22 protein-coding genes and 1 tRNA gene are annotated in these 26393 nt (G+C 70.3%); 14 read left to right on the forward strand and 9 right to left on the reverse strand.

What is annotated here, in order from left to right:
- Positions 1-71: 71 nt before the first annotated feature.
- Positions 72-1625 carry a helix-turn-helix domain-containing protein gene (locus QM582_RS16280; RefSeq protein ID WP_415086146.1) on the forward strand — a complete coding sequence of 518 codons (1554 nt, stop codon included), beginning with the start codon at positions 72-74 and terminating at the stop codon, positions 1623-1625.
- A gap of 83 nt (positions 1626-1708) precedes the next feature.
- Positions 1709-2029 (forward strand): hypothetical protein, encoded by a 321-nt coding sequence (locus QM582_RS16285; RefSeq protein WP_415086148.1) that lies wholly within the window; start codon positions 1709-1711, stop codon positions 2027-2029.
- Between the two features lie 87 nt (positions 2030-2116).
- On the opposite strand, the gene QM582_RS16290 is transcribed toward QM582_RS16285, so the two are convergent.
- The 3 genes from QM582_RS16290 to QM582_RS16300 form a co-directional block, all read right to left on the reverse strand.
- Positions 2117-3049 (reverse strand): transglutaminase domain-containing protein, encoded by a 933-nt coding sequence (locus QM582_RS16290; protein ID WP_415086150.1) that lies wholly within the window; start codon positions 3047-3049, stop codon positions 2117-2119.
- Positions 3050-3283: 234 nt separating this feature from the next.
- Positions 3284-4237 carry a DMT family transporter gene (locus QM582_RS16295; RefSeq protein WP_415086152.1) on the reverse strand — a complete coding sequence of 318 codons (954 nt, stop codon included), beginning with the start codon at positions 4235-4237 and terminating at the stop codon, positions 3284-3286.
- Positions 4238-4337: 100 nt separating this feature from the next.
- On the reverse strand, positions 4338-5180 hold the full coding sequence (locus tag QM582_RS16300; RefSeq protein ID WP_415086154.1) for a PhzF family phenazine biosynthesis protein: 843 nt from the start codon (positions 5178-5180) through the stop codon (positions 4338-4340).
- A 135-nt stretch (positions 5181-5315) separates the two neighbouring features.
- On the opposite strand from QM582_RS16300, the gene QM582_RS16305 reads away from it, so the two are divergent.
- Positions 5316-5732, forward strand: a complete 417-nt coding sequence (locus QM582_RS16305) for an Lrp/AsnC family transcriptional regulator (protein ID WP_415086156.1) — start codon at positions 5316-5318, stop codon at positions 5730-5732.
- A 764-nt stretch (positions 5733-6496) separates the two neighbouring features.
- Here QM582_RS16305 and QM582_RS16310 read toward each other — a convergent pair.
- From QM582_RS16310 to QM582_RS16320, 3 genes are all read right to left on the reverse strand, one after another.
- On the reverse strand, positions 6497-6727 hold the full coding sequence (locus tag QM582_RS16310) for a hypothetical protein (RefSeq protein ID WP_415086158.1): 231 nt from the start codon (positions 6725-6727) through the stop codon (positions 6497-6499).
- Positions 6724-8157 (reverse strand): tyrosine-type recombinase/integrase, encoded by a 1434-nt coding sequence (locus QM582_RS16315; protein ID WP_415086160.1) that lies wholly within the window; start codon positions 8155-8157, stop codon positions 6724-6726. Before QM582_RS16315 ends, QM582_RS16310 begins: the two co-directional genes overlap by 4 nt.
- 121 nt (positions 8158-8278) lie before the next feature.
- Positions 8279-8349 (reverse strand) — tRNA-Gly (locus tag QM582_RS16320).
- Between the two features lie 153 nt (positions 8350-8502).
- Here QM582_RS16320 and QM582_RS16325 point away from each other — a divergent pair.
- From QM582_RS16325 to QM582_RS16335, 3 genes are all read left to right on the forward strand, one after another.
- Positions 8503-9150: a DUF1707 SHOCT-like domain-containing protein gene (locus tag QM582_RS16325; RefSeq protein ID WP_415086162.1), complete on the forward strand. Its 648-nt coding sequence runs from the start codon at positions 8503-8505 to the stop codon at positions 9148-9150.
- A 90-nt stretch (positions 9151-9240) separates the two neighbouring features.
- Positions 9241-9732: a PH domain-containing protein gene (locus tag QM582_RS16330; RefSeq protein WP_415086164.1), complete on the forward strand. Its 492-nt coding sequence runs from the start codon at positions 9241-9243 to the stop codon at positions 9730-9732.
- Entirely contained in the window at positions 9729-11246 is a 1518-nt protein-coding gene (locus tag QM582_RS16335) for a PH domain-containing protein (protein WP_415086165.1), read from the forward strand. Before QM582_RS16330 ends, QM582_RS16335 begins: the two co-directional genes overlap by 4 nt.
- Before the next feature lie 92 nt (positions 11247-11338).
- Here QM582_RS16335 and galE read toward each other — a convergent pair whose 3' ends face one another.
- The gene (gene galE, locus QM582_RS16340) at positions 11339-12304 is read right to left on the reverse strand and encodes a UDP-glucose 4-epimerase GalE (RefSeq protein WP_415086167.1); all 966 of its coding nucleotides are present in this window, start codon (positions 12302-12304) and stop codon (positions 11339-11341) included.
- Positions 12305-12377: 73 nt separating this feature from the next.
- Between galE and ppgK the strand changes: the two genes are divergently transcribed.
- Genes ppgK through QM582_RS16360 form a run of 4 tightly spaced genes read left to right on the forward strand, consistent with a single transcriptional unit; the run spans position 12378 to position 16432 of the window.
- A complete protein-coding gene (gene ppgK / locus QM582_RS16345) occupies positions 12378-13154 on the forward strand; it encodes a polyphosphate--glucose phosphotransferase (RefSeq protein WP_415086169.1) in 777 nt (258 codons plus the stop codon).
- A 29-nt stretch (positions 13155-13183) separates the two neighbouring features.
- Positions 13184-14134 (forward strand): deoxyribose-phosphate aldolase, encoded by a 951-nt coding sequence (gene deoC, locus QM582_RS16350; RefSeq protein ID WP_415086170.1) that lies wholly within the window; start codon positions 13184-13186, stop codon positions 14132-14134.
- Positions 14135-14147: 13 nt separating this feature from the next.
- The gene (locus QM582_RS16355; RefSeq protein WP_415086172.1) at positions 14148-15578 is read left to right on the forward strand and encodes an aldehyde dehydrogenase family protein; all 1431 of its coding nucleotides are present in this window, start codon (positions 14148-14150) and stop codon (positions 15576-15578) included.
- Entirely contained in the window at positions 15575-16432 is an 858-nt protein-coding gene (locus QM582_RS16360; protein ID WP_415086174.1) for an aldehyde dehydrogenase family protein, read from the forward strand. The genes QM582_RS16355 and QM582_RS16360 overlap by 4 nt, the downstream gene beginning before the upstream one ends.
- Positions 16433-16473: 41 nt before the next feature.
- Here the strand turns inward: QM582_RS16360 and QM582_RS16365 are convergent, their stop codons facing one another.
- On the reverse strand, positions 16474-17580 hold the full coding sequence (locus tag QM582_RS16365) for an NAD(P)-dependent alcohol dehydrogenase (protein ID WP_415086176.1): 1107 nt from the start codon (positions 17578-17580) through the stop codon (positions 16474-16476).
- 196 nt (positions 17581-17776) lie between these two features.
- On the opposite strand from QM582_RS16365, the gene QM582_RS16370 reads away from it, so the two are divergent.
- Both QM582_RS16370 and QM582_RS16375 read left to right on the forward strand, forming a co-directional pair.
- On the forward strand, positions 17777-18619 hold the full coding sequence (locus QM582_RS16370) for an FAD binding domain-containing protein (protein WP_415086178.1): 843 nt from the start codon (positions 17777-17779) through the stop codon (positions 18617-18619).
- Positions 18616-21411 carry a molybdopterin-dependent oxidoreductase gene (locus QM582_RS16375; RefSeq protein ID WP_415086179.1) on the forward strand — a complete coding sequence of 932 codons (2796 nt, stop codon included), beginning with the start codon at positions 18616-18618 and terminating at the stop codon, positions 21409-21411. The genes QM582_RS16370 and QM582_RS16375 overlap by 4 nt, the downstream gene beginning before the upstream one ends.
- Before the next feature lie 152 nt (positions 21412-21563).
- Here QM582_RS16375 and QM582_RS16380 read toward each other — a convergent pair whose 3' ends face one another.
- The gene (locus tag QM582_RS16380) at positions 21564-22649 is read right to left on the reverse strand and encodes an XdhC family protein (RefSeq protein WP_415086181.1); all 1086 of its coding nucleotides are present in this window, start codon (positions 22647-22649) and stop codon (positions 21564-21566) included.
- 179 nt (positions 22650-22828) lie between these two features.
- Here QM582_RS16380 and QM582_RS16385 point away from each other — a divergent pair, with 179 nt between their 5' ends.
- Complete coding sequence (locus tag QM582_RS16385; RefSeq protein WP_415086182.1) at positions 22829-24853, forward strand: solute carrier family 23 protein; 2025 nt, start codon at positions 22829-22831, stop codon at positions 24851-24853.
- A complete protein-coding gene (locus tag QM582_RS16390; RefSeq protein WP_415086185.1) occupies positions 24853-26367 on the forward strand; it encodes an amidohydrolase family protein in 1515 nt (504 codons plus the stop codon). The genes QM582_RS16385 and QM582_RS16390 overlap by 1 nt, the downstream gene beginning before the upstream one ends.
- Positions 26368-26393 lie beyond the last annotated feature (26 nt).

Consider the following 26393-nt stretch of genomic DNA (forward strand, 5'->3'; position numbering starts at 1 on the left):
AAACCTAACTCGATATGGCGTGCGTAGATCGCCATATAGTTAGGATCAACGCCCCTACCGAGACTCTTGCCATGAACGCTCCTCCCGCGATCCCGGCGGCGCATGCCCGGTCAGCGGGAGCCCCAGCCTCTCCGTTGCTGCTCTGGGTGCGCACCGGCACCGCGCAGGTGTGCGTCGACGAAGCGGCAACGCTCGCCGTCCGTGCCGGCGAGGGCGTCTGGATGCCCGCGGGCATTCGACGCGAGATCGTCACCGAGCCGGGCACCGTCGCCTTCCCGCTGTGGCCCGAGGTCGGTGGGGGTCCGTCCGAGACGACCCGGTTCGAGGTTCCCGAGGACTGGCAGGACTGGCTGATCCAGCAGTTCAACCTGCAGGTCACGCCGTTCAGCGGTCTCGGCTACTCCTGGGACGCGATCGCCGACCTGCTGCGGCGTCCCGGATCGCCCCCGACCGCGGTCGCGGGCGGACATGACGCGGCACCTGCGCACCACGACCCACCCGCGACACCGAAGGCGGAGGTGGCCCGGGCCGTGGCCGAGGAACTGCTTCGCGACCCCGCCCTCGACCTCACCATCCAGCAGTGGGCGGTGCGGGTGCTGTCCAGCCCCCGCACGCTGCTGCGCCACTTCGTCGCCGACACCGGGCTCACCTTCGAGCAGTGGCGGCTGCGCTGCCGACTGTGCGCGGCGGTCGAGTTGCTGGCGACCGGCTACGGCGTGGACGCCGTCGCGGCCCGGGTGGGTTTCGCCAGCCGCAACGGCTTCACTCGCGCCTTCCGGCAGCAGTACGAGATGACGCCGCACGAGTTCACCAGTGCGCTCGCCGTCCGTCCTGGCGGCGACCGGGCGGTCGGCGATGGCGTGGTGCGCCGCGGCACCGATCTGGTGCGGATGATGCGAGGGGACGGCACCTCGCTGGCACCCGATCTGCTGCCGCAGGTCCGGACGCCGCCGCACACCAATGACAGCCATGTGCTGAGCTGGGTCTACCGGGGCAGCGGCTACCTCGACACCGGCGATCAGCGCTACGAACGGCAGCGCGGAGATGCGACCTGGATACCGGCCGAGATCGAGCACGTGACGGTGCTGCGGCAGGACTCGGTCTCGTTGCCGCTCGGCAACGCCAGCCCCCGTGACCTGCAGCTGACCGCGCCGCTGCAGGTGCAGTTCTCCCCCGCCTGGGACGACTACCTGATGTTCTGCTCGGTCAGCGCCCGGTCGATCCTGCAATCCCACGACTACGACCCCCGCCAGATCCTGGACCTGTTCACCGAGCAGGTCGCCGCACAGCGGGCGCTCGAGGTGCCGATGCCGTCCGAGCCCCACGCGCGGAAAGCGGCCCTGCACTACCTGCGCCACATCGGCGAACCCGACGCGGTAGCGGCACATGACCTGCCGACCGACCTCCACCGGGCCTTCCGCACCGAGACCGGCATGACCTTCTCCCGCTGGCGCTACGCCGCCCGCATGCGCATCGCCCGGGACCTGCTCGCCGCCGGCGCCAAGCCCAGCGCGATCGCCCGCCGCGTCGGCTACGCCCACCTGCCGACGTTCACCGCAGCCTTCCTCCGTTTCCACGGACTCTCACCGCGGGAGTACCAGGAACGCGAGACCGCACAGGTCTGATCCTGCTCCTCGCGCCCCTCCTCCCCGCGCTCTCCTAAAGCGAGCGGTTGGTGGGAATGGGCACGGTCGACAAGAATGACCGCATGGCCGACCGGATCATGTTCGTGCAGTTGAAGACGGGATACGACACCGACAAGGGTCCGGCCTGGATCAGCGTGGTTTCCTTCAATCGCACCTGGAACACGGCCCGATGGCACGGCAAGACCCTGCGCCGGATTCCCGCCCGCTTCGACGCGAACTTCGCCGATACCGAGACCGGCGAGGAGTATTGGCTCTCGGGGCCGCATCGCGACCGCCGCGATACCCGGTACAGCTCGATCATCCCCACCGTCGACCCGGACGCCAAGGCCGACTACGAAGCCTTTCTAGGCGGCGCATCACTGCCCGGTCGGGAACACGGCTGAGTCGGACGTCCACCCTGAGGGAAAGCGCCGACTTTCGTTGGTCGAGCCTGTCGAGACCCCGTTGGCAACGGGTTTCGTCAAACTCGATCAGCGAGATGGCGCGGCCAGCAACACTCGGACGGGAGGCTCACCTCGCGGAGAGAACTGAAGCACCTCGTCACCCACGCGAATCCGCGAGTCCTGCTCGTACAACTCCTGCAATGCGCGTTCAGCGTCCCCGTCACCGCGATCGGCCCGCTGCACGAGATCGGCGAGGACGTCGCCCAACTCGAGGTCGACCTGTCCGCCGGGAAAAGGCATGGCGCCCCAGCTGTCCCACAGCAGCAGTTCATCGCCGAAGCGGTGGGCGACGTCCCGGATCAGGTACGACAGCACGAACAGCGGACCAGTGAAGTCCACCGGTCCGATGCGAACACCGAGGTCATCGACGGATCGCCCACGCTGCCGATAATCGGACCACGCAGCGGCGGCCGTCAGGAATGGAGATTCTTCGCCGATGACGATGTCGCAGGGATTCGCCACTCGTCCGCGAGGCTCCTCAAGACCAGGGTCGAAACGGATCCACCGGCCGTCCATCCAGGCTTCGGCCACGACGTGATCGATCCGCAAGCCCGGGCGCAGATAGTCGGCGAACCCGACCCGGCCTCGCGCCGGGATGCCGTGCTGGCGCAGGACGCCGACCGCGAGCAGGGTCTGGTCTCGGCAACACCCTTGGACCCGCTCCGCTTCGGGCCGTGGCGCCAGCAGCGAAGAAGCGTGCCGCCCCTGGTCGATCTCCACGATCGCGCTGAGCCAGCGGGCGTTGATGTCGTCGTTGCTGGATTCCGGCAAAGGCACCTTCGAGAACCGGTAGTGAGCGATCAGATTCTGCGCCACCGCGGACGCACCGGCGATGCTCGGCTCGATCTCCTCGAGCAACGCGGCATGGCGACCGGGATCCGAGTAGGACGAGTGCGCTGCGTACCTCTGCGCTGGACGCACGCGACTTGTCGGCACGGTGTCGCCGGACGGTGCATGCATGGCTTGCACGCTAGCAACCCACCGAACTGTGTCCGTTCAAGTGGCTGGGACGCAGCCGCTCCGGTGGCCCGCAGTCGATGCCTGATCCTTCGAGCGAACGCTCTCCTTCGCTATCGTGCGTCGGTGAGCGGCACCCACCCAACGACCCGGATCATTCTGGCCCGCCATGGCGAGGCTGCCTACCCAGGTAGGCCAGAGGGACGACACAGGCGGCGGCATCCTGACTGAACTCGGTCAGGTCTGCTCCTGACGTTGATCGGCCGTCCGGGCAGGTACCCGCCGACTGGGTGTGTTGGTGAGGATGACGCCGGCGATGACGATGCCGCCGCCGACGATCTGCGCGGGCGTGTAGGGGTGGCCGGCGAGGATGGTGAAGGTGGCGGTGTAGACGGTGATGAGGTTGAGGAAGACCCCGGCTCCGGCGGCGGGTAGGACGGTGAGCGCCCGGTTCCACAGCAGGTAGGACAGGACCGAGGGGAAGATGCCGATGAACACCAGAGCCCACACCGCATCGCCGGTGGCGGGAAGGGTGGGTCCGTCGGTGGCGAGACTGATTGGGGTAAGGACGAGGACGGCGATGGCGGCTTGAATCGCGGTCGAGGTGACCGGAGGCAGTCGCGGGCCGCGGCGGCCGGTGATGGTGTAGGCGGTCCAGGCGATGATCGCGCCGATCATGAGCAGCTGTCCGGTCCCGAACCCCGAGCCGCTAAGGAGCGTGGCCAGGTTGCCTCCGGAGAGGACCACAAGCACGCCGGCCAGCGCGATGAGCACGCCGGCGGCGGCACGGGGGTTGAGACGTTCGCGCAGGAATACCGCAGCGGCGAGGGTGATCAGGGCGGGATTGAACGCGTTGATCAGAGACGCGTCGAACGCGTCGGTGTGCTGCAGCGCTGCGTACAGGAGCAGGTTGTAACCCAGTAGCCCGAACAGGCTGCCCGCGATCAGCCACGGCCACGCTGCGAACACCTGCCGCCAGGAGGGGCGTTCAGTGAGCTGGGCGATCACCAGCAGCGGGATCACCGCGATGCTCCATCGCAGCAGCACCAGGCTGAGCGGGTCGATGGTCGTGACCGCGGCGGCCCCGATGACGTAGTTCCCGGCCCAGAACAGGGTCGCCAGCAGCAGCGAGATCACCGCGACCGGCAGCGACCCGCGCTCGCTCGCCGTCCCGGCGCTGTGAGCCGTCACGGGGCTGCGCCTGGGGGTTCTGGGGTGCCGGTCGGGTGGAACAGCCGGAACGGTTGCACGGCGTTCAGGGAAGTCCATGACGGGTGGTGTGCGTTTCGGTTCAGAGGGTGATGGTGCCGTGGATAAGGGTGGTGGTCGCGCCGCCGACCCACACGTTCCCGGCCTCGTCGGGGGTAATCGTGATGTCCCCAGCCCGGCTCAGGCGACCGCCTTGGGAGACCCGGTACATGCCGGTGGCCTGCCCGGTGCGGGCCAACCACTGGCCGACCGAGGCATTCATCGACCCGCACACCGGGTCCTCGGCGACGCCGACGCCGGGAGCAAAGGTGCGCATCTCGTAGGCGTGCTCGGACCCCTCCGGGTAGTCGCCGATCGCGCCGACCATCGCGTCGGGGATCAGCGACAGGTCGGGTTCCAGATCGAGCACGTCCTGCGCCGTCGGCAACCGCAACACCGCCCAGCCGGGGCCGTTGTCCACCCACTGATGTGCCAGCACCGCGCCCGGGTCGATGCCGAACGCGGCGACCACTCGGGCCAGGAACTCAGCTTCCAGCGCGCCCGTGCGGCGGGTCTCCGGCGCCGCGAAGGAGAGGATGCCGTCGCCCCGGCGGACCTGCACCAGGCCGGCCGCGCACTCCTGCACCACCGTCCCGGAACCCTGGGGAACGCCGCCGGCTTCCAGCCACGCGTGCGCAGAGCCCAGCGTCGGGTGCCCGGCGAACGGCAACTCCCCTCCGGGGGTGAAAATCCGCAGCCGGTAATCCGCTACATCCGTGGTCGGCGGGAGCACGAAGGTGGTCTCGGACAGGTTCGTCCACCGTGCCACCCGCTGCATCGCCTCCTCGTCCAGCCCCTCGGCATCCAGCACCACCGCAACCGGGTTCCCCAGGAACGCCCGGTGGGAGAACACATCGACTTGCGCGAACGGACGCACCCGAGCCATCAGACCAACCCCTTTAGTAAGCAAGATTCTCCAAGCCATTTTATCGCGCCTTCTACGCAACAGGATTGCTCGTCATGGCTGTAGAATCGGTACATGAGCAATAGTCAACGCCTAGATCGAACGGATAGCGCAATCTTGGCCGAACTGACCCGAGACGGCCGACTGAGCAACGTCGACCTGGCCGCCCGGGTAGGGCTCACCCCCGCCCCCTGCCTGCGCCGCGTCAAGCGGCTGGAGGCGGACGGTGTGATCGCCGGATACCAGGCACGCCTGGATCCCGAGGCTGCCGGACGAGGGTTCTGCGTCTACATGGAAGTCGAGATCACCATGACCAGCCAAGACGTAGTCGAGGAGTTCGAGACCGCCCTGACCACCTACGACGAGGTCACCGAAGTGCGCCGCGTCTACGGCGCCATCGACTACCTCATCCGCGTCGAGGTCGCAGACAGCAACGCCTACGAACGATTCCAAACCGAGAAGATGTACCCCCTCCCCGCGGTACGCCGCATCGTCTCCCACACCACCATGAAACTCATCAAGAGCCTCCTCTGATCCGGCTGCTACAAGGACTTCGCGCACTGAGTGGGAGTGAGTCCGGTGTGTTGATGTCCACGTGCCTGCCTTCAGCCCCTGGAGGGCACGGGCCGAAATTGCCTCGATTGTCTTTTGGGAGATTTCGAACGAGAACCCGCATTGACTAGGGCGTTCGTGGAGCGGGCGACGGGAATCGAACCCGCATTCTCAGCTTGGGAAGTGGGCCGGGGCCGCCTTTCCGGGGCTCAGAACTCGTCTGTAACTAGGCAAGAGACTACACGGAGTTGTGCGCAGTTGCGCCCCGTGGACTCCCATGAAGTCCACGGGAGTCCACGCCGACCGGCATTTCCCGACGTTGTTCGATTAACACGCCGGACGCTGGCCAGCCGAGCACACCCGGACACCCGGCCAGCCGAGCACCGAGCAGCCAGCCGGACACCGAGCAGGCACGCTCCACGCCCAGCGGCCGAGAGCGTCCAACGGCACCCATGCGTCAGCGCCGGCGCCGCGCATCAGGCCGGCACGCTCAAGCACGCGGTAAAGGGCTCGGACTGGCGTGGGCGCTGTCAGCCCGAGCCGCCCGGACAAGTCGGCCAGGGTCAGCGACGCAACGGCCGGCGCGCCAGGCACGCCAGGGACCAACTGACCGACACGCCAGTCCCGACAGGGCCGGACCGCGCACGAACCGGGCCGACCCCAGCCCGGCAGCGCCGCCGACCCGGACACTTCACAGACGTGATGCCCAGCCGGGCAGGCGAGCGTAAGGCGGGTATAGCTGCGGCTCATCGCGCGGCCCCCATCGGTTGCGGTTGGGTCGGGACGCTCGAATCGGCGTCCGGTGCTGCTCGCTCGGCGTCGGGGCCGGTGGCCGGGGCCGGTTCGCAGCCGAGGCACCAGGTGCGGTCCTGCTCGTCTTCCCACCACTCTTCCATCGCGATGAGCGCCTGATCGTCGGGTGCGGCGATGAGCGGCCGGCCGCAGCCGCCACAGTCGCGACCATCGAGCCGGCTCATGATGCGGTCCTGTCGGTGGCGACCAGCGTCAACCGTGGCCCGCCAGGGCTGCCATGCCGGGCAGCCGTGGCCGGCGCACTGTCGGGGCTGGTCGGTTCGGGCCGGTCGGGGTCGGGCCAGAACATGGCGCCGAGCCGGTCGGCGAGCAGCTTGCCGGACTGGTCGGAAGTGTGGGCGTAGATCATCGCGGCCCGTTCGGTGGCGTGGCCGAGCCGGTGTTGAACGTCGCGGACACTGCCGCCTGCCTGATAGGCCAGGGTGGCGCCGGTGTGCCGTAGGTCGTGCCAGGTGAGCGACGGCCGGCCGATGGCCTGGCGTGCTCGGTGGAACGCGGTGAGCAGATTGGACGCCGCGACAGGTCGGCCGGTGGCGCTGGTGAACAGCAGCGCGTCCGGGCCGGCATCGACATGCCGGGCCAGGTGCTCGGCGAGCAGCTGCACGACCGGGGCCGGCAGCCACACGGTCCGCACCGACTGCCGGGTCTTCGTCCGGTGCAGCTGCCGGTCAAGGCCGAGGGAGCGTTCCACTCGGACCGTGCCGGCGCTCAGGTCAACGTGGCGGCGGGCCAGGCCGAGCAGTTCACCGCGCCGCAGCCCGGACCAGGCAGCCAACCAGACCGCTGCCGACAGGTGCGCCGGCATCAGGTCGGCCAGCTGAGCAACCTCGGCCGGGGTCGCGGTCTCCCGTTCCGGGTGATGCACTGTGCCGGCACCCTTCACCATGGCCGGGTTGGTGACGATCAGCCCGTCGGTGACGGCCGTGGCGAGGATGGCGTGCAGCAGCCGATAGGCCTGGGCGGCCGTCGTGCGGCCCGTGCGGCCCTTACGCGGCCCTGTGCCAGGTTCTGGCTGGCCCGCAGTCTCCCAGGCCCGCAGAACGGCGTCAGGGAGCCGGCCTTGAGCTTTCACCGGGTAGCCGTGGGCGATGGCCCAGGCACGGGCCGAGTTGGGTCCGTGGGTCGAGTTGGCCGGCCGGCGCCGGGTCGGGCGTGCGGCGTCGCGGGCACAGTCGGCCGACATGCGGGCGAACCAGGTCCGGATGAGGGCCGGGGTGAGCGCGACCAGCGGGAGCCGGCCCAGCGCCAGCCGGCCGGACGCCGGATCGCCCACGGCCGGCAGCACGCGGGCGTCGAGCAGCCGGCCGTACAGGTCACGGGTGCGCGGCGCGAGGTCGGTCCGTGCCGCCAGCCAGCCGCGGGCGTAGTCGTCAAGGCTCACCTGACCGAGCCGGGGATCGCGCCAGCTGCCGAGTGCCCGATCGGCCCGCTCAGCGGCGAGCCAGCCGTTCGCTGCCTCGCGGGTGTCGAACGTGTACGGCGCGGTGAACCGTTCGCCGTCGTGCCGGTAGGACGCTTGGAACCGGCCGGACGGCAGCCGGCGCACGGCGCCCAGGACGCCGCGGGATCGTCGTTTCGTGGTGGCGCTCGGCATGGCGCTGACCCTCTCCGTGAGCCGTGCTGACGCACGATGATGCACGGAAGGGGTCTTATCGCTCTTCCAACTGTCTGTCTGCGGGACGTCTACCCGGCTCCGACTAGGTGTTTCGTCTCGGAGCGGGCGACGGGAATCGAACCCGCATTCTCAGCTTGGGAAGCTGATGTTCTGCCATTGAACTACGCCCGCACGGCCTGGTGACCGGGCCGGGCCAGTCTAGCCCGAACCGCTCGCCGAGCGCACAATCGGCGCGGGGCGTCCGGTCAGGGAGACCCCTCCACCTACCCTGGCCGGCCTCCGAGCGGCTGCCCCCGGGACGCCGGACGCGACTAGCGTCGGACTATGAGCAATCCCGAGTCGAGTTTTCCCAGGTACCCCGAGCCGAGCGACGTCGGTCCGGCGGTAGGCGGGCATCTGCCGGTGTCGGAGGGTGACCGCAACAAGGTGGTCACGTTGCTCGAGTCCGCCTACGCGGAGGGCCGGATCACCGCCGAGGAGCATGCCGAGCGAATGCAGGCCGCCACGATCGCCGAGACGTTCGACGACCTCGTCCCGCTGACCCGTGACCTGGTGGCGCTGGACGACACCGCCGCCCCCAGCCAGGCATGGTCGCAGGCACCGGGTCAGGCCGGCGCCGAGCCCGAGTTGATCGTCACGCTGTTCGGCGGCACCGAGCGGCGGGGACGTTGGCAGCCGCGCCGCAACCTCAGCGTGCTGAACCTGTTCGGCGGCACCGTGCTCGATCTCCGTGAGGCGACCTTCACCGACAACACCTGCGAGATCAACGTGTTCTGCCTGTTCGGCGGCATCGACGTGCTGGTGCCGGAGGGAACCGACCTGGAGAACCGGGCGCTGGCGATCTTCGGCGGCGCCACCGCCAAGGTCACCAGCCCGCCCGCGCCGGGTGCTCCGAAGGTCGTGGTCCGTGGTTTCGTCGGATTCGGCGGCGTCGAGGCGCGCGTCAAGCGCCCCAAGGACAAGAGGAACTGAACCCGCCACGGGTCGGCGGCACGGCCGCCCTGCCGACTGTGCCCACCCCACCGGGCAGCCTCTTCCCCTGCAGCCTCTAGGGTGATGGTCATGGACGACGCGCTGTTCGCCCCGCCCGATCACGAGTGGCTGCGCATCTCGCCCGACTTCGCGACGGTGCTGCGCGTCCGGATGCTGGTGACCACGGTGATCGTCTTCGGCGCCGCCGCGACCGCGTTGTGGATCTTCACCGACTGGCGGTGGGCGTCCGCGGCGATCGCGCTCGGCCTGGTCTGGGCGGCCTGGCGGTGGTTCCGGCTCGCCCGCTGGGTGCGCGCCTGGGGCTACGCCGAACGCGACGACGACCTCTATCTCGTCCACGGGCTGTGGTTCCGGGAGCTCACCGTGATCCCCTACGGCCGGATGCAGGCGGTCAAGGTCGAAAGCGGTCCGCTGACCCGCGCCCTCGGCCTGGCCAGCGTCGAACTGGTGACCGCCAGCCTGCAGTCGGGCGCGAAGATCCCCGGCCTGCCGAAGACGGACGCCGAACAGCTCCGCGACCGCCTTACCGCGATCGGCATCGGCGACGAGGACGGCCTGTGACCGTGCCGCCGGGCCGGTTCGGCGGGTGGCCCGACCCGAGTCGGCTGCGCTGGCCGACGACCCCTGGATACCGGGCGGGTTCAGGCACAGCAGTCGGTGCCGAGATCCGCCCGCTCACGACGACCCCGGACGCCCCCACCGCCAAACTGGTCGAGAAGCCGCATCCGCTCACCCCGCTGGTGCGCGCCTGGGTGCTGGTGCTGGCGGTGGCGTGGAGCCTCGGACGCGAGCTGCTCAACGGCGGCGAGGGCTTCCGCCCGCCGCCGCTGACCTGGGTCACGGCCGGCGGCGCGGCCCTGGTGCTGGTGCTGATCGCGTTCGCCTACCTGGACTGGCGGGCCACCTCGTTCATCGTCGACCACGACGAGCTGCGGATCGAGACCGGGGTGCTGACCAAGACCTCGCAGCGCATCCGCTTCGACCGCATCCAGTCCGTCGACATCACCGAGCCGTTCGCGGCACGACTCCTCGGATTGGCCGAGATCTCCATCGACGTCGGCGCCGAGGGCGGCCACAAGCTGCGCTACCTGTCCCGCACCCGGGCGGCCGCCGTCCGCGACTACCTGCTGGCCCGCGCCCACGGCGTCCGGTCGGCGGAACTCACCGAACACGTCCGCACGGGCGTCCTGAACGATCTGGGGGCCGCCGACGAGGTGCTGGTCCGGGTGCCGCCGCAGCGGCTGGTGCTGGGGGCGGTGCTGTCCCACGAGTTCCTGCTGCTGACCGTGCCGATCCTGATCGTGGCCTCCGGGCTGCTGGCGCTCGACCCCGGCGGACGGGGCGCCGTTCTCGACAGCCCATGGCTGCTGCTCGGGGCCGCGCTGCCCGGCGTCGGCGCGCTGTGGAGCTTCGTGGTGCGGCGCGTCATCGGACAGTGGAACTACGCGTTCCTGCGCAGCGGACCGGGTCTCAAGGTAACCCGGGGTCTGACCAGTCTGACCAGCCAGTCGGTGCCGCGGCACCGCATCCAGTCGCTGCGGATCGCCCAGCCGCTGTGGTGGCGCCGGCTCGGCCTGTACCGGGTCGACATGGCGGTGCTGGGCAATCACGGCCTGGCCCATGACGAGGATCAGTCCGGCACCACCAGCATCCTGCTGCCGATCGGCACCCGCGCCGAACTCGAACTGGTGCTGGCGACGATCTGGCCGGGGCTGCGGCTGGACGCCATCGACGTCCGACCCTCCCCGGACCGGGCCCGCTGGCTGCAGCCGATCAGCCATTCCTGGGTGGGTTGGGGATACGACGACTCGGTGCTGCTCACCCGGGCCGGCTGGCTGACCCGGGTGCAGATGGTGGTGCCGCATGCCCGCGTCCAGTCGCTGGCCGTCGATCAGGGGCCGCTGCGCCGCCGGCTCGGGCTGGCCACCGTCAACGTGCACACCACCCAGCTGCTGGCCACCACCGCCGCCCGGAACATCGACGCCGGCATCGCCCGGACGCTGCTGCTCGACGAGGCCTCCCGAGCCCGGACGGCACGGCTGGCCGCCCTGCTGGCGGCCCACCGTCCGGGCTAGGGACGACGCACGACGAGTTCGGCCGGTCGCGGACAGGCCCGGCCAACGGCGAACGAACGGTGAGACGGGCGAACGGCGAGCGGGCCGGCCGGTCAGTGGGCGCGTCGGGCGTCCCAGGCGCTGCGCACCATGTCGTCGACGGTGTGCCGCATCTGCCAGTCCAGATCGGCTGCGGCGGCCCGGCCCTCGGCGACGATCCGGGCCGGGTCACCCGGACGCCGCGCGCCCACCTCGGGGCTGAAGTCGATGCCGGTGACGCGACGCATGGCGTCCATGATCTGCAGCACGCTGAGCCCGTCGCCGCTGCCCAGGTTGTATGCCGGACGCAGTTGCCGTCCGGCCTCCAGCGCCTGCGCGGCGGCCACGTGGGAGACCGCCAGGTCGCCGACATGCACGTAGTCGCGGACGCAGCTGCCGTCCGGGGTCGGGTAGTCGGTGCCGTTCACCCGCGGCGTCCGGCCCTCCAGCAGCGCCTCGATGACGATCGGGAACAGGTTGTGCGGGCTGGCGTCGTACACCTCGTCGGTGGCCGAGCCGACCACGTTGAAGTAGCGCAGGCTGACCCCGGCGAACTCCGGCCAGGCCCGGGCCAGGTCCGCGATCAGCCACTCCCCGATCAGCTTCGACTCCCCGTACGGCGACTCCGGATGCGTGGGTGAGTCCTCGGTGACCAATTCGGTGTCGGGCGTCCCGTACACCGCGGCGCTGGAGGAGAACACCACCTTGTTCACGCCGGCCCGGTGCATGGCGTCCAGCACCTTGGCGGTGCCGGTGACGTTCTGGTTGTAGGTGTGCAGCGGACGGTTCACCGACACCCCCGCGTACTTGAACCCGGCGACGTGCACGACACCCGTGCAGCCGTGCGCCGACAGGGTCTCGGTGAGCGTCTCGACGTCCAGGATGTCGCCCTGCACGAACGGCACCCCCTCGGGCACGAAGCCGGCGAAGCCCGACGACAGGTCGTCGTAAACCACCGGATCGATGCCGACCGAAGCGAAAGCGCGCACCACGTGCGCACCGATGTACCCGGCACCGCCGGTGACCAACCATGAACTCATACCCTCAGTCTGGCAACCCCGATGCCTCGCGACCACCTTCCCTCGCGGTGGAGCGCTCACTAAGGTGCGGCTCATGACTTCGAACTTCGCACTCGGCATCGACATCGGCGGATCGGGCATCAAAGGAGCTGTGGTCGATCTCGCCGCCGGAGACTTCGCAACGGAGCGGTTACGGATCGAGACCCCGCAGGAATCCACCCCCGCCAACGTCGCCTTCGTGGTCGGCGAGATCGTGGCCAACTTCTCCGACCAGCTCGGCGACGGCCCGATCGGCATCACCATCCCGGCCATCGTGCAGCACGGCGTGACCCTGTCGGCGGCCAACATCCACCCGTCCTGGGTGAACTGCCCGGCGGAGAAGATCTTCGAGGACGCCCTGGGCCGCGACGTGGTGCTGGTCAACGACGCCGACGCCGCCGGTGTGGCCGAGGTGCAGTTCGGCGCCGCCAAGGGCAACCCGGGCCTGGTCATCATCACCACCCTGGGCACCGGCATCGGCTCGGCGATCGTCTACCGCGGCATGCTGATCCCGAACTCCGAGCTCGGCCACCTCGAGATCGACGGCTACGACGCCGAGAAGCGCGCCGCCGCCAGCGCCCGGACCCGCGAGGAGCTGAGCTGGGACGAGTACGTGCCGCGGCTGCAGCGCTACTACGAGACGGTCGAGTTCCTGTTCTCGCCCGATCTGCTCGTAGTCGGCGGCGGGGTGAGCAAGAAGGCCCACAAATTCCTGCCGCGGCTGAACCTGCGGACGCCGATCGTGCCGGCCGAGCTGCAGAACCGGGCCGGCATCATCGGCGCGGCCTGGCTGGCGGTGGACAAGTCGGCGCACCCGGACCTGCTGCGCTGATCCGTCGGCCGGACTCCTATGCTGTCCGGGTGAGTACGACACTGCAGTCGAGCCTGGCTGACGTCACCGCTTCGGACGCCGCCCTGCGCCGCTTCCTGCACGGCCTGCCCGGCGTCGACCAGGTCGGCGCCGACCAGCGTGCGGCGTCCCTGGGCACCCGGTCGATCAAGACCACCGCGAAGCAGTGGGCGCTCGACCTGGCCATCGGCATGGTCGACCTGACCACCCTGGAGGGCATGGACACCCCCGGCAAGGTGCGGGCGCTGTGCAGCAAGGCGATGCGTCCCGACCCGGCCGATCCGTCCTGCCCGCGCACCGCCGCGGTGTGCGTCTACGGCGACATGGTCGGCATCGCCAAGGACGCGCTGCAGGGCTCTGAGGTCAAGGTGGCCGCGGTAGCGACGGCGTTCCCGTCCGGACGCGCCTCCCGCCAGGTCCGGCTGGCCGACGTCGCCGAGGCGGCGTCCGCGGGTGCCGACGAGATCGACATGGTGATCGATCGGGGTGCGTTCCTGTCCGGCCGTTACCTGGAGGTGTTCGAGGACATCGCCGCCGTCCGTGAGGCCTGCGGCACGGCGCACCTGAAGGTGATCTTCGAGACCGGCGAGTTGCAGACCTACGACAACGTGCGCCGGGCGTCCTGGCTGGCGATGCTGGCCGGCGCGCACTTCATCAAGACGTCCACCGGCAAGATCCAGCCGGCCGCCACCCTGCCGGTGACGCTGGTGATGGTGGAGGCCGTCCGCGACTTCCGGCTGGCCACCGGACGCCAGGTCGGGGTGAAACCGGCCGGCGGCATCCGCAGCTCCAAGGACGCGATCAAGTACCTGGTGATGGTGAACGAGATCGCCGGCCCCGACTGGCTGAGCCCGGACTGGTTCCGGTTCGGGGCGTCCACGCTGCTCAACGACCTGCTGATGCAGCGCACCAAGATGGCCACCGGACGCTACTCCGGCCCCGACTACTTCACTCTCGACTGACCCAGGGACACCCATGAGCATCAGCTTCGACTACGCCCCGGCGCCGGAATCGCGCTCGATCGTCGACATCCGATCGTCCTACGGGCTGTTCATCGGCGGCGACTTCGTCGACGGCCGCGGCGAGGGCTTCACGACCGTCAATCCGGCCACCGAGGAGGTGCTGGCGCAGGTCAGCGAGGCGTCCGAGGCCGACGTGGACGCCGCGGTCGCGGCCGCCCGGAAGGCGTTCGGCCCCTGGTCGCGGATGTCCGGCGCCGAACGCGGCAAGTACCTGTTCCGGATCGCCCGGATCATCGCCGAACGGTCCCGGGAGTTCGCGGTGCTGGAGTCGATCGACAACGGCAAGCCGATCAAGGAGTCCCGGGACGTCGACGTGCCCACCGCGGCCGCCCACTTCTTCTACTACGCGGGTTGGGCCGACAAGCTGGAATACGCCGGCTTCGGACCGAACCCGCAGCCGCTCGGGGTGGCCGGGCAGGTCATTCCGTGGAACTTCCCGCTGCTGATGCTGGCCTGGAAGATCGCCCCCGCGCTGGCCTGCGGCAACACCGTGGTGCTGAAGCCGGCCGAGACCACCCCGCTGACCGCGCTGCTGTTCGCCGAGATCTGCCAGCAGGCCGACCTGCCGCCCGGGGTGGTCAACATCATCACCGGGGCCGGCGACACCGGACGCGCCCTGGTCGCCCACCCGGGCATCGACAAGGTGGCATTCACCGGCTCCACCGAGGTCGGCAAGGCGATCGCCCGCACCGTGGCCGGCACCGACAAGCGGGTCACCCTGGAGCTGGGCGGCAAGGCGGCCAACATCGTCTTCGACGACGCCCCGATCGACCAGGCCGTCGAGGGCATCGTCAACGGCATCTTCTTCAACCAGGGCCACGTCTGCTGCGCCGGCTCGCGGCTGCTGGTGCAGGAGTCGGTGGCCGAGGAGGTGCTGGCCAAGCTGAAGGCGCGGATGGCCACCCTGCGGGTCGGCGACCCGCTGGACAAGAACACCGACATCGGGGCGATCAACTCCGCCGAGCAGCTGGCCAAGATCCGGGCCCTGTCCGACATCGGCGAGGCGGAGGGGGCAGACCGCTGGTCGCCCGCGTGTGTGCTGCCCGACAAGGGGTTCTGGTTCGCGCCGACGATCTTCACCGGGGTCTCCCAGGCGCATCGGATCGCCCGCGAGGAGATCTTCGGGCCGGTGCTGTCGGTGATCACCTTCCGGACGCCGTCCGAGGCGGTGGAGAAGGCCAACAACACCCCGTTCGGGCTGTCCGCGGGGATCTGGACGGAGAAGGGCTCCCGGATCCTGTGGATGGCCTCGGCGCTGCGCGCGGGCGTGGTGTGGAGCAACACGTTCAACCGCTTCGATCCGGCCAGCCCGTTCGGCGGCTACAAGGAGTCGGGGTATGGCCGCGAGGGCGGCCGGCACGGGCTGGAAGGGTACCTGCAGTGAGCCGCACCGACGTCCGCAAGACCTACAAGCTGTACATCGGCGGCGCCTTCCCGCGCTCGGAATCGGGCCGCACCTACCTGGTCAACGACGCCTCCGGGGCCTTGTTGGCGAACGCCTCGCAGGCGTCCCGCAAGGACGCCCGGGACGCGGTGAAAGCGGCCCGGTCCGCGTTCGGCGGCTGGTCGTCGCGGACGGCGTACAACCGCGGCCAGGTGGTGTACCGGATCGCCGAGGTGCTGGAGGCGCGGCGGGCGCAGTTCGAGGCCGATATCGTCGCGGCTCTCGGTGTCGGGGCGTCCGAAGCCGGGGCCGAGGTGGACGCCGCGATCGACCGGCTGGTCTGGTACGCCGGCTGGACGGACAAGATCGCCCAGGTGGACGGCGCCGCGAACCCCGTTGCCGGACCGTACTTCAACCTGTCCTCGCCGGAACCGACCGGGGTGGTCGCGGTGATCGCCCCGGAGTCCCCGCTGCTCGGGCTGGTGTCGGTGGTGGCGCCGCTGATCGCGGTCGGCAACACCTGCGTCGTGATCCCCTCGCAGCCGGCGCCGCTGCTGGCGATCACCTTCGCCGAGGTGCTGGCGACGTCCGATGTGCCGGGCGGAGTGGTGAACATCCTGACCGGGGACGCCGCCGAGATCGGGCCCTGGCTGGCGTCCCACATGGACGTCAACGGCCTCGACCTGACCGGGGTGACCGACGCCGACCTGGCCCGTGACCTGGAGGTCGCCGCCGCCGACAACCTGAAGCGGGTACGCCGTCCCGGTGTCGAAGAGTTGACCGCCACACCGGAGTTGGACCGGATGACCCGGTTCCTGGAGATCAAGACGGTCTGGCATCCGATGGGGATCTGAGCCGGTCTGCGTCGCGAGTTCGCGCGCCCGATCGGAACCTCTTAGTCCGGCATGACCAGGACGGCCTTCACGGCCTTGCCGGAGGCGGTATCGGCGATCGCCTGTTCGATGTCCTCGAACGAATAGCTGGTGATCAACTCGTCGAAAGGGAATTGACCTGCTCGATGTAGCGCGAGCAGCTGCGGGATGAAGGTCTGCGGGACGCAATCGCCCTCCATCGCACCGACGATGGTCTTGCCCGACGCGCTGATCAGCCCGAGGTTCACTGTCTGTCCGGGCCGAGGGACGCCGACCAGTGCGATTCTCGAGCCCAACGCCGTCGCCTGCAGCAGCGATTCGATCACCGTTGCCACACCGGTCGTGTCCACGCCGTAGTCGGCGCCCCCGGGGATGATCTCCATGATTCGCGCGATGGCGTCCACCTCGCGGGAGTTGATGGTGTGCGTGGCTCCGAGGCTCCGAGCGATCGCCAACCGCTCATCGAGGATGTCGACGGCGACGATCGTGGTCGCGGCGGCGATCTTCGCGGCCATGATCGCCGAGAGTCCCACAGCGCCCGCGCCGGTGACCACGACGGTGCTGCCTGGCTGCACCTTGAGTGTGTTGAGGATGGTGCCGGCGCCGGTCTGGAAACCGCAGCCGAGCGGCCCGACCAGTTCCACGGGCGCACCGTCGGGCAGTTTGACCACGTTCGTCGCCGACGTGATGGCGTACGTTGCGAATGAGGATTGCCCGAAGAAGCTCCCGTGCACGGCGCCGCCGTCGGGGCGGCTGAAGGTGGTCGACCCGTCCCCCCGGACGCCGAAGAAGTTCAGCGGGTAAAGGTTCAGGCAGTTGGTCGGGTGCCCGGCCAGGCAATTGCGGCAGTCACGGCACGAGGCGAAGGAGAGCGTGACGGCGTCCCCGACCGCCAGACCGGTGACATGGTCGCCGACCTGTTCGACGACACCCGAACCCTCATGACCGAGAACGAACGGAAAGGGGCCCGGTATATCCCCGTGCTGTACTGCGAGGTCGGTGTGGCACAGACCGGTCGCCGCGATCTTGATCAGCACTTCGTCGGGACGGATGTCATCGAGAATCAGATCTTCGAACCGGAATTTTTCCTCGACGCCGGTCAGGACGGCGGCGCGCACGGGAGTGGCCACGATATTTCTCCTTCGAAAGTGGGCTGCACTCACGGTACGTGGCCATGCGGGTCGTGTCACGGCCTGATCGGCGCCACCGAGAACCGAAGCGGGTGCGGCGCACCGGGTCGAGAACCTCACCGCGTCCCCCAGCGTTGACCCACAAGCTGCACCGACTCGAAACACGGGCGATACATCCGGTCGATTCACTGTGCCGATGGACCTCAATACGATCACGCGGTTCCGGCGTCCGCGGTCGCGCAGTGAATTGGTCCTGGCGCCCGGTGAGGTGCTGCTCGCCGGCGGAACCTGGCTGTTCTCCGAGCCGCAGCCTCAGGCGTCCGGGCTGGTCGATCTGACCGCGCTGGAGTGGCCGGCGCTGGAGGTCACCGACCGCGGCCTGCGGGTCGCCGCCACCTGCACCATCGCCGAGCTGGTCGGGCTGCCGCCGCAGCCGGGGTGGACCGCTCAGCCGTTCTTCCGGGCCTGCGCCGACGCGCTGCTGATGTCGTTCAAGATCTGGGGCTTGGCGACGGTCGGCGGCAACATCTGCCGCTCGTTCGCTGCCGGCGCGATGGTCACGCTGGCCGCCACCTTGGACGCCGAGGCCGAGATCTGGCGCCCGGACGGCACCGACCGGCGGGCGCCGGTGGCCGGGCTGATCACCGGCAACGGCACCAACTCACTCGCCCCGGGCGAGGTGCTGCGGGCGATCGAGATTCCACATCGCGCCCTGTCCGGCACGACGGCGCTGCGGAAGATCGCGCTGGCCCGGCTGGGCCGCTCCGGCGCGGTGCTGACCGGACGCCTCGACGCCGACGGCTCGGCGCTGTTCGTGATCACCGCCGCCACGCTGCGTCCGGTGCTGCTGCGCTATCCCGAACTCCCGGACGCCGACACGCTGCGCGCCGGGGTCGCCGCCGCGTCCGGCTACTACACCGATCCGCTCGGTGCCGCCGACTGGCGTCGGCAGGTCAGCCAGGTGCTGATGGAAGAGGTCCGCGCCGAACTGGGCCAGGCCGGATCCGTGCCGGCCGCGTCGGGGCCGGTGGGCCGATGACCGACACCCACACCACACCGCCGCTCGAGCCTGCCGTGGACGCCGACGCGATCCACTGTACCGTGGACGGCGCCGCCCTGGACGCCGCCCCCGCGCCCGGGCAGTGCCTACGCACGTTCCTGCGCGAGCACGGCCACCTGGGCGTCAAGAAGGGCTGCGACGCCGGGGACTGCGGCGCCTGCACGGTGCTGCTGGACGGACGTCCGGTGCACTCCTGCCTGGTGCCCGCGGTCCGGGTCGACGGCGCCGAGGTGACCACCGTCTCCGGCCTGGGCAGCCCCGACGACCTGCACCCGATGCAGCGCGCGTTCTGCGACAACTTCGGCTTCCAGTGCGGGTTCTGCACCGCCGGGATGATCGTCACCGCGTCCCCCTTGACCGTCGACGACCTCGACGACCTGCCGCGGCTGATGAAGGGCAACCTGTGCCGCTGCACCGGCTACCGGTCGATCCGGCAGTCCATCCGGGCCGGCCTGACCGGAGCGCCGACCCTGACCGACCGGCCGGGTCCGGACGAGGCGGCGGTGGGCCGCTCCGTGCCGCCGCCGGCCGGACGCCGGGTGGTGACCGGCACCGAGCCGTACACCTTCGACGTGGCGATGCCCGGCGCGCTGCACCTGCGGCTGCTCAACGCGCCGCATCCGCACGCCCGGATCGTCGCCATCGACACCAGCGCGGCCGAGGCGCTGCCCGGGGTCGAGCTCGTGCTCACTCACCGCAACGTGCCCGGCGTCCGGTATTCGACGGCCCGGCACGAGCATCGCGTCGACGACCCGGACGATACCCGGATGCTCGACGACGTGGTCCGGTTCCGCGGCCAGCGGGTCGCCGCGGTGGTGGCGACGACGGCCGCGATCGCCGAGCAGGCCTGCCGGCTGATCGAAGTCGACTACCAGGTGCTGCCCGCCGTCTTCGACCCGGAGCAGGCGCGCACCCCGGGCGCCCCGCTGATCCATCCGGACCGGACCCCGGCCGATCGCGTGGACGAGGCGCACCGCAACGTCATCGTCGGCCTGCACGAAGGCCACGGCGGCGACGTGGACGCGGCGCTGGCGGCGTCCGCGGTGACGGTGAGCGGGGTCTGGCAGACCCAGCGGGTCAGCCACGCCCAGTTGGAGACCCACGGCACCATCGGCTGGCTGGACGACGACGGCCGGCTCACCCTGCGCACCTCCAGCCAGGTGCCGTTCCTGGTCCGCGACGAGCTCAGCCTGCTGCTGGAGTTGCCGCCGGAACGGATCCGGGTGTTCACCGGACGGGTTGGCGGCGGCTTCGGCGGCAAGCAGGAGATCTTCACCGAAGACCTGGTCGGGCTGGCCGTGCTGCGCACCGGACGTCCGGTGCAGTTCGAGTTGAGCCGGGCGGACGAGTTCCAGCGCACGTCGGTGCGGCATCCGATGCGGGTCGGGGTGAGCCTCGGGGCGTCCGCGGACGGCCGGCTGACCGCGCTCAAGCTCGACCTGCTCTCCGACACCGGCGCCTACGGCAACCACTCTCGGGGCGTCATGTTCCACGCCTGCGCCGAGTCGATCTCGCTGTACAACGTGCCGGTGAAGCGGGTGGACGCCGAGGTCGTCTACACCAACAACGTGCCCTCGGGCGCCTTCCGCGGCTATGGCCTGGGGCAGGTGATCTTCGGCGTCGAGTCGGCGCTGGACGAACTCGCCATCGCTCTGGACATGGACCCGTTCGAGCTGCGCCGGATCAACATGGTGCGCCCGGGCGATCCGCTGCTGACCGCGCACGCCGAGCCGGAGGCCGATCTGGTCTACGGCAGCTACGGGCTCGACCAGTGCCTGGATCTGGCCGAAGCCGCGCTGGCCAGGGGCAACGGGGTGGCGGCGCCGTCCGGCCCCAGCTGGCGCACCGGTGAGGGCATGGCGGTGGCGATGATCGCCACCATGGCCCCGTTCGGGCACATCGCCCGGACCACGGTCACCCTGCACCCCGACGGCCGCTATCACCTGGGGGTGGGCACCGCCGAGTTCGGCAACGGCACCACCACGGTGCACACCCAGATCGTGGCGACCGCGCTGCACACCGGCGTGGACCGGATCGTGGTGCACCAGTCGGACACCGACGCCGCCCCCCACGACACCGGCGCGTTCGCCTCGGCCGGCACCACCGTTGCCGGCAAGGCCTTGTATGCGGCGGCGCTCGACCTGCGGGCGACTTTGCTGACCGCTGCCGAGCGGCTCACCGGCGCGTCGGCGTCCGAACTCACGCTCGATGCGGACGGCGTGGTCGCCGGCGGTCGGCGGCTGGGTTTCGCCGACTTGATCGCGGCCGTCGACGACCACCATCGGGTCGGTGGGGTTCTGGTGGCGGACGGCGCCGAGCTCGGTGAGCAGCGCTCGCTGGCCTGGAACGTGCAGGCCTTCCGGGTCGCGGTGGACGTCGACACCGGCGAGGTGCGCATTCTGCAGTCGATCCAGTCGGCGGACGCCGGCACCGTGATGAACCCGGAGCAGTGCCGCGGCCAGGTCGAGGGCGGCGTCGCCCAGGCGATCGGCTCGGCGCTGCTGGAGGAGGTGCTGGTTCGTGACGGAGCGGTGCTCAATCCGGTGTTCCGCACCTACCGGGTGCCGCAGCTGGCCGACATCGGCGACACCGAGGTGTACTTCGCCGACACCAGCGACGACCTCGGCCCGTTCGGCGCCAAGTCGATGAGCGAATCCCCGTACAACCCGGTCGCGGCCGCCCTGGGCAACGCGATCCGCCGCGCGGTCGGCGTCCGACCCTATGAGACCCCGTTCAGCAAGGACCGGGTCTGGCGCCTGGCGTCCGGCTAGGTGGGACGATGGGGACGGTTCCTTTCGTCCCACTGACACTACGAATGGAACGGTGGAATGGAACGGTGGGGACGGTTCTTTTCGTGCCACAGGTACTACCAGTGGGACGAAAGGAACCGTCCCCAGCGTCCCACCGGACGGCACCCCACAAGTCAGGCGGGCACCACCACGGCGTGGATCGGGCCCGAACCCTGCGCCAGGGGACGCGCCGCAGCACCGGTGCGGGACGCGATCACCTCGGCCATGATCGAGACCGCGGTCTCCATCGGGGTGACCGCGCCCAGGTCGAGACCGATCGGCGAATGCAACCGCTCCAGCGCCTGCGCCGAGACCCCGGCCTCGCGGAGCAGGCCCAACCGCCGCTGGTGGGTGCGGCGCGAACCCATCGCACCGATGTAGCCGGCGGGACCGTCCAGGGCGGCGGTGAGCAGCGGCACATCGAAGCGCTCCTCGTGGGTCAGCACCGCGATCACCGTGCGGGCGTCCACCTCGATCGACGCCAGGTAGCGGGCCGGCCAGTCCACCACCACCTGGTCGGCGTCCGGGAACCGCTCGGCGGTGGCGAACAGCGCCCGGGCGTCGCAGACGGTGACCCGGTAGCCGAGTTGGCGTCCGAGCCGGCTCAACGCACCGGCCACGTCGACGGCGCCGAAGATCAACAGCCGCGGACGGGCGCGACTGACCAGCACCGCCAACTCCACCTCGTCGGAGGGCTCCAGCACACCGCAGACGCCGTCGACCAGCCGGTCGGCGAGCTCCCGCCGCACCACCCCGAGCACCCCGGCCGGCAGTCCGGCGTCCCCGCCGGTCAGCGTCACGACCCGGCCCAGCAACTCGTCGGGCCCGCGCGAGACGATCGCCAGCGCGGCGTCCGATCCGTCGGCGGCGGCCCGCAATTCGGCGATCAGCTCGGGACGGGAGGCGTCCAGCCGGTAGCCCAGCACCCGCAGCTGGCCGCCGCAGGACAGTCCGGTGGAGAACGCCCACTCGTCGAATCCGAGATGCTCGGTGACCGGCGCACCGGAGGCCAGCACCTGCTGCGCCAGCGCATGCGCGGCCGACTCGGCACAGCCGCCGGAGATCGCCCCCAGCACCCGCTCCCCGGACGCCGTCGCGGCCACCGCCATCGAGCAACCCACCGGACGCGGTGCCGAGCCCAGCACCCGGGTCACCGTCACCACCGCCACCGGCTCCCCCGCGTCCAGCCGCCGCAACAGCTCCTCGGCAAGCTCGAACATGGCGTCCGCTCCTCACTCCGGCATCGACCCCGGACCCCTCAGGAATATCCGCGCCCTGTTCCAGTGCGATGAAAGCGGCGTTACTTTCCGGCGACGTGAGGCGTCCGGCCCGAAAACCGGGCTGAAGATAGCTCCGCCGCCCGTTCCGGGGCGACCCACGCCCATCCAGGAGGTCCGCGATGGCGACAACCACCACGGCACAGAGCAGCATCGGGAAGACCGGCGTCCACCCGGTCGACGAGGTGCTGCCGGCGCCCCAGTTGGCCGCCTACGGCTTTCAGCACGTGCTGGCCTTCTACGCCGGCGCCGTCCTGGTCCCGATCCTGGTCGCCAACGCGCTGGGGCTGAGCAGCGAGCAGCTGATCCACCTGATCAACGCCGACCTGTTCACCTGCGGCATCGCCTCGATCCTGCAGGCGGTCGGCTTCGGACGCGGGGCCTGGCGGATCGGCATCCGGCTGCCGCTGCTGCAGGGCGTCACCTTCACCGCGGTGTCGCCGATGATCGCGATCGGCCTTTCCGTCACCGCTACCGGCGGGACGCCGGTCGACGGCCTGCTGACCATCTACGGCGCGGTCATCGTGGCCGGTCTGTTCACCTTCTTCGTGGCGCCGTTCTTCGCTCGGCTGCTCAAATACTTTCCCCCGGTGGTCACCGGGTCGATCATCCTGATCATCGGCGTCGCCCTGGTTCCGGTGGCGGCCGGCGACATCGCCTACGGCGCGATCGGCGGGGTCAACGGTTTCGTGTTCGACGCGGCCGGCACCTTCACCCCGGTGGAGATGTACGACTACGCGCTGCGCAACCCCGGCCTGCTGTTGAAGAACCTCGGCTACGCGGGCGGGACGCTGGCGCTGATCCTGATCGTGCAGCGGTTCACCCGGGGCTTCCTGCAGACCGTGGCGGTGCTGATCGGCCTGGTCGCCGGCACCCTGATCGCCTTCCTGCTCGGCGACGCGCATTTCGACGACGTGGCCGGTTCGCCGGTCTTCGGGATCACCACGCCGTTCTACTTCGGCGTCCCGCAGTTCTCGGTGACCGCGATCCTGTCGATGGTCATCGTGATGCTGATCACCATGGTGGAGACCACCGGGGACGCCTACGCGACCGGCGAGATCGTCGGCAAGCGGGTCCGGCCCGGCGACATCGCCGCGGCGATCCGCGCCGACGGGCTGGCGACCACCCTGGGCGGGGTGCTCAACTCGTTCCCCTACACCGCGTTCGCCGAGAACGTCGGCCTGGTCCGGCTCACCCAGGTGAAGTCGCGCTGGGTGGTGGCGGCGGCCGGCGTGATCATGATCGTGCTCGGCCTGCTGCCCAAAGCGGCGGCGATCGTCGCCGGCATTCCGCACCCGGTGCTCGGCGGCGCGGCGCTGGCGCTGTTCGCGGCGGTCGCGGTCGCCGGCATCCAGACCCTGCAGAAGGTCGACTTCACCGACCATCGCAACAGCATCGTGGTGGGCACCACGGTCGGTGCCGCCGGCCTGATCACCGGGTACGGCGCGATCGCCGGCGCCTTCCCCGGCTGGGCACAGATCTTCTTCGGCTCGGGCATCACGCTGGGCGCGATCATGGCGATCGGGCTGAACCTGCTGTTCTTCCACACCGGCGGCCACGGGCAGGCGGTGGCCGGACGCCCGGGCGACGGCCTGGTAACCATCGACCAGGTCAACACGATGAACCGGGAGCAGTTCGGCACCACCTTCGGCGACCTGGTCCAGGGTGCGCCGTGGGTGGTCGAGCTGGCCTTCCAGGCCCGTCCGTTCCCGGACGCTTACGCGTTGCGCGCCGCCTTCCAGGACGCCCTGCTCGGGGCGTCCGGCGAGGAGCAGTTGGAGTTGCTGCGGTCCTTCCCCGACCTGGGTTCGTCGGCGGACACCGCGCACATCCGCTACGCCGCCGATCACGACACCAAGGGCCTGCCCGCGCTGGTCGGCGAAGATCTGGACGACCTGACCGAGCTGACCACCGCCTACAAGGAGAAATTCGGCTTTCCGCTGGTGGTCAGCGCCGCCGACGTGGACCGCTACGAGAAGGTGATCGCGCACGGCTGGACCCGGCTGGCGAACTCGGTGGCGGCCGAGAAGGCGGCGGGGCTGATCGAGGTGGCCAAGATCGTCAACCACCGCTTCGACGAAAAGGTCGCCGACGCCAACCCGATCGCCGCGGCCAAGGTGCGGATCGCGGCCGAGTACGGGCACTGATGACCGCTCCCGCCGAGCCACCGGAGCCGGACCCACCGGCGCCTGACCCACCGGCCGCGGTGCATCGCGGGCACGTCCTGCACATCGCCGGGGACGCCGACCTGGCCGCCGCCGACCGGCAGCTGGTGTCGGTGCCGGACGGCGCCCTGGTGGTGGATTCGGCGGGCACCGTGGCCTGGCTGGGACGGTACGACGAACTGCCGGTCGACTACCTGTTCTGGCCGGTGGTCGGGGACGGCTCGGCGCTGCTGCTGCCCGGGTTCGTGGACACCCACCTGCACTATCCGCAGACCTTCACCACCGACGCCTACGGCGGCGGGCAGCTGCTGGAGTGGCTGGAGCACTGCGTCTTCCCGGCCGAGGCCCGGCTGGCCGACGACGCCCACGCCGTCCGGGTGGCCCGCAGCTTCACCCGGCGCCGGATCCAGGTCGGCACCACGGCGGCGATGGTCTTCGGCTCGGCCTTCCCGGGCGCCCAGGACGCGCTGTTCGAGGCGACCCGGGACGCCGGGCTGCGGCTGGTCGCCGGACGCGGCATCCAGACCGTGGGGCCGGCCAGCGCAGCGCCGTTGCTGACCGGCGAGGCCGAGGCGATCGCCCTGGTCGCCCGCGAGATCGACCGCTGGCACTGCGCCGACACTGGGGATCCGGCGACCGCGCTGCTGCAGGTCGCCGTGGTGCCCCGGTTCTCGCTGTCGGTGACCCCGCGGACGCTGGCCGCGCTCGGTGAGCTGTACGCCGGCGTCCGCGACCGTGGGGTGTACCTGCACACCCACCTGAACGAGAACAACAGGCCCGGGGACGGCGAGATCGCCACCGTCCGCGCCCAGTACCAGGTGGACAGCTACCTGGACACCTACGACGGCCTGTTCCTGCCCGGCTCGAAGCGTGGCGGGGAGTCGCTGCTCGGGCGGCGCACCGTCATGGCCCACGCGGTGCACTGCACGGACGCCGAACTGGCCCGGCTGGCGGCGTCCGGGAGCTCGATCGCGCACTGCCCCACCTCGCAGCAATTCCTCGGCTCCGGCACCATGCCGTGGCGGCGGACGGTGGCGCACGACGTCACCGTCGCGCTCGGTTCGGACGTCGGTGCCGGCGACGAGTGGCTGATCCCGCGGGTCGCGAACGACGCCTACAAGGTGCATCTGTCCGAGCCGGGCGACGCCTCGGTGGCGCTCAGTCCGCCGCAACTGCTCTACCTGTGCACGCTGGCCGGAGCCCAGGCCCTCGACCAGCAGGACCGGTTCGGCAATTTCGACCTCGGCAAGGAGGCCGACTTCGTCACCGTCGAACCCGACCGGGACGAGCATCTCGCGCCGGCGCTGGCCGGGGCCGGCAACGACCCGGACCCGCGGCGGGCGCTCTACCAGGTGTTGTTCACCGTGCTGATGGGACTGCGCGAGGCGGCGATCACCGCGGTGCACGTGCGGGGCCGGCGGGTGCTGGCACCGGAGCGTGACGAGCACCCGGTGCCGGCGTTGGGTTCGACCTGGCTGGGTCGCGGGTCCCGGTGATCGGCCCGGGTGCGAACTCCGCCGGC

This window comes from Micropruina sp., from assembly GCF_047607385.1.
Classification (GTDB): domain Bacteria; phylum Actinomycetota; class Actinomycetes; order Propionibacteriales; family Propionibacteriaceae; genus Micropruina.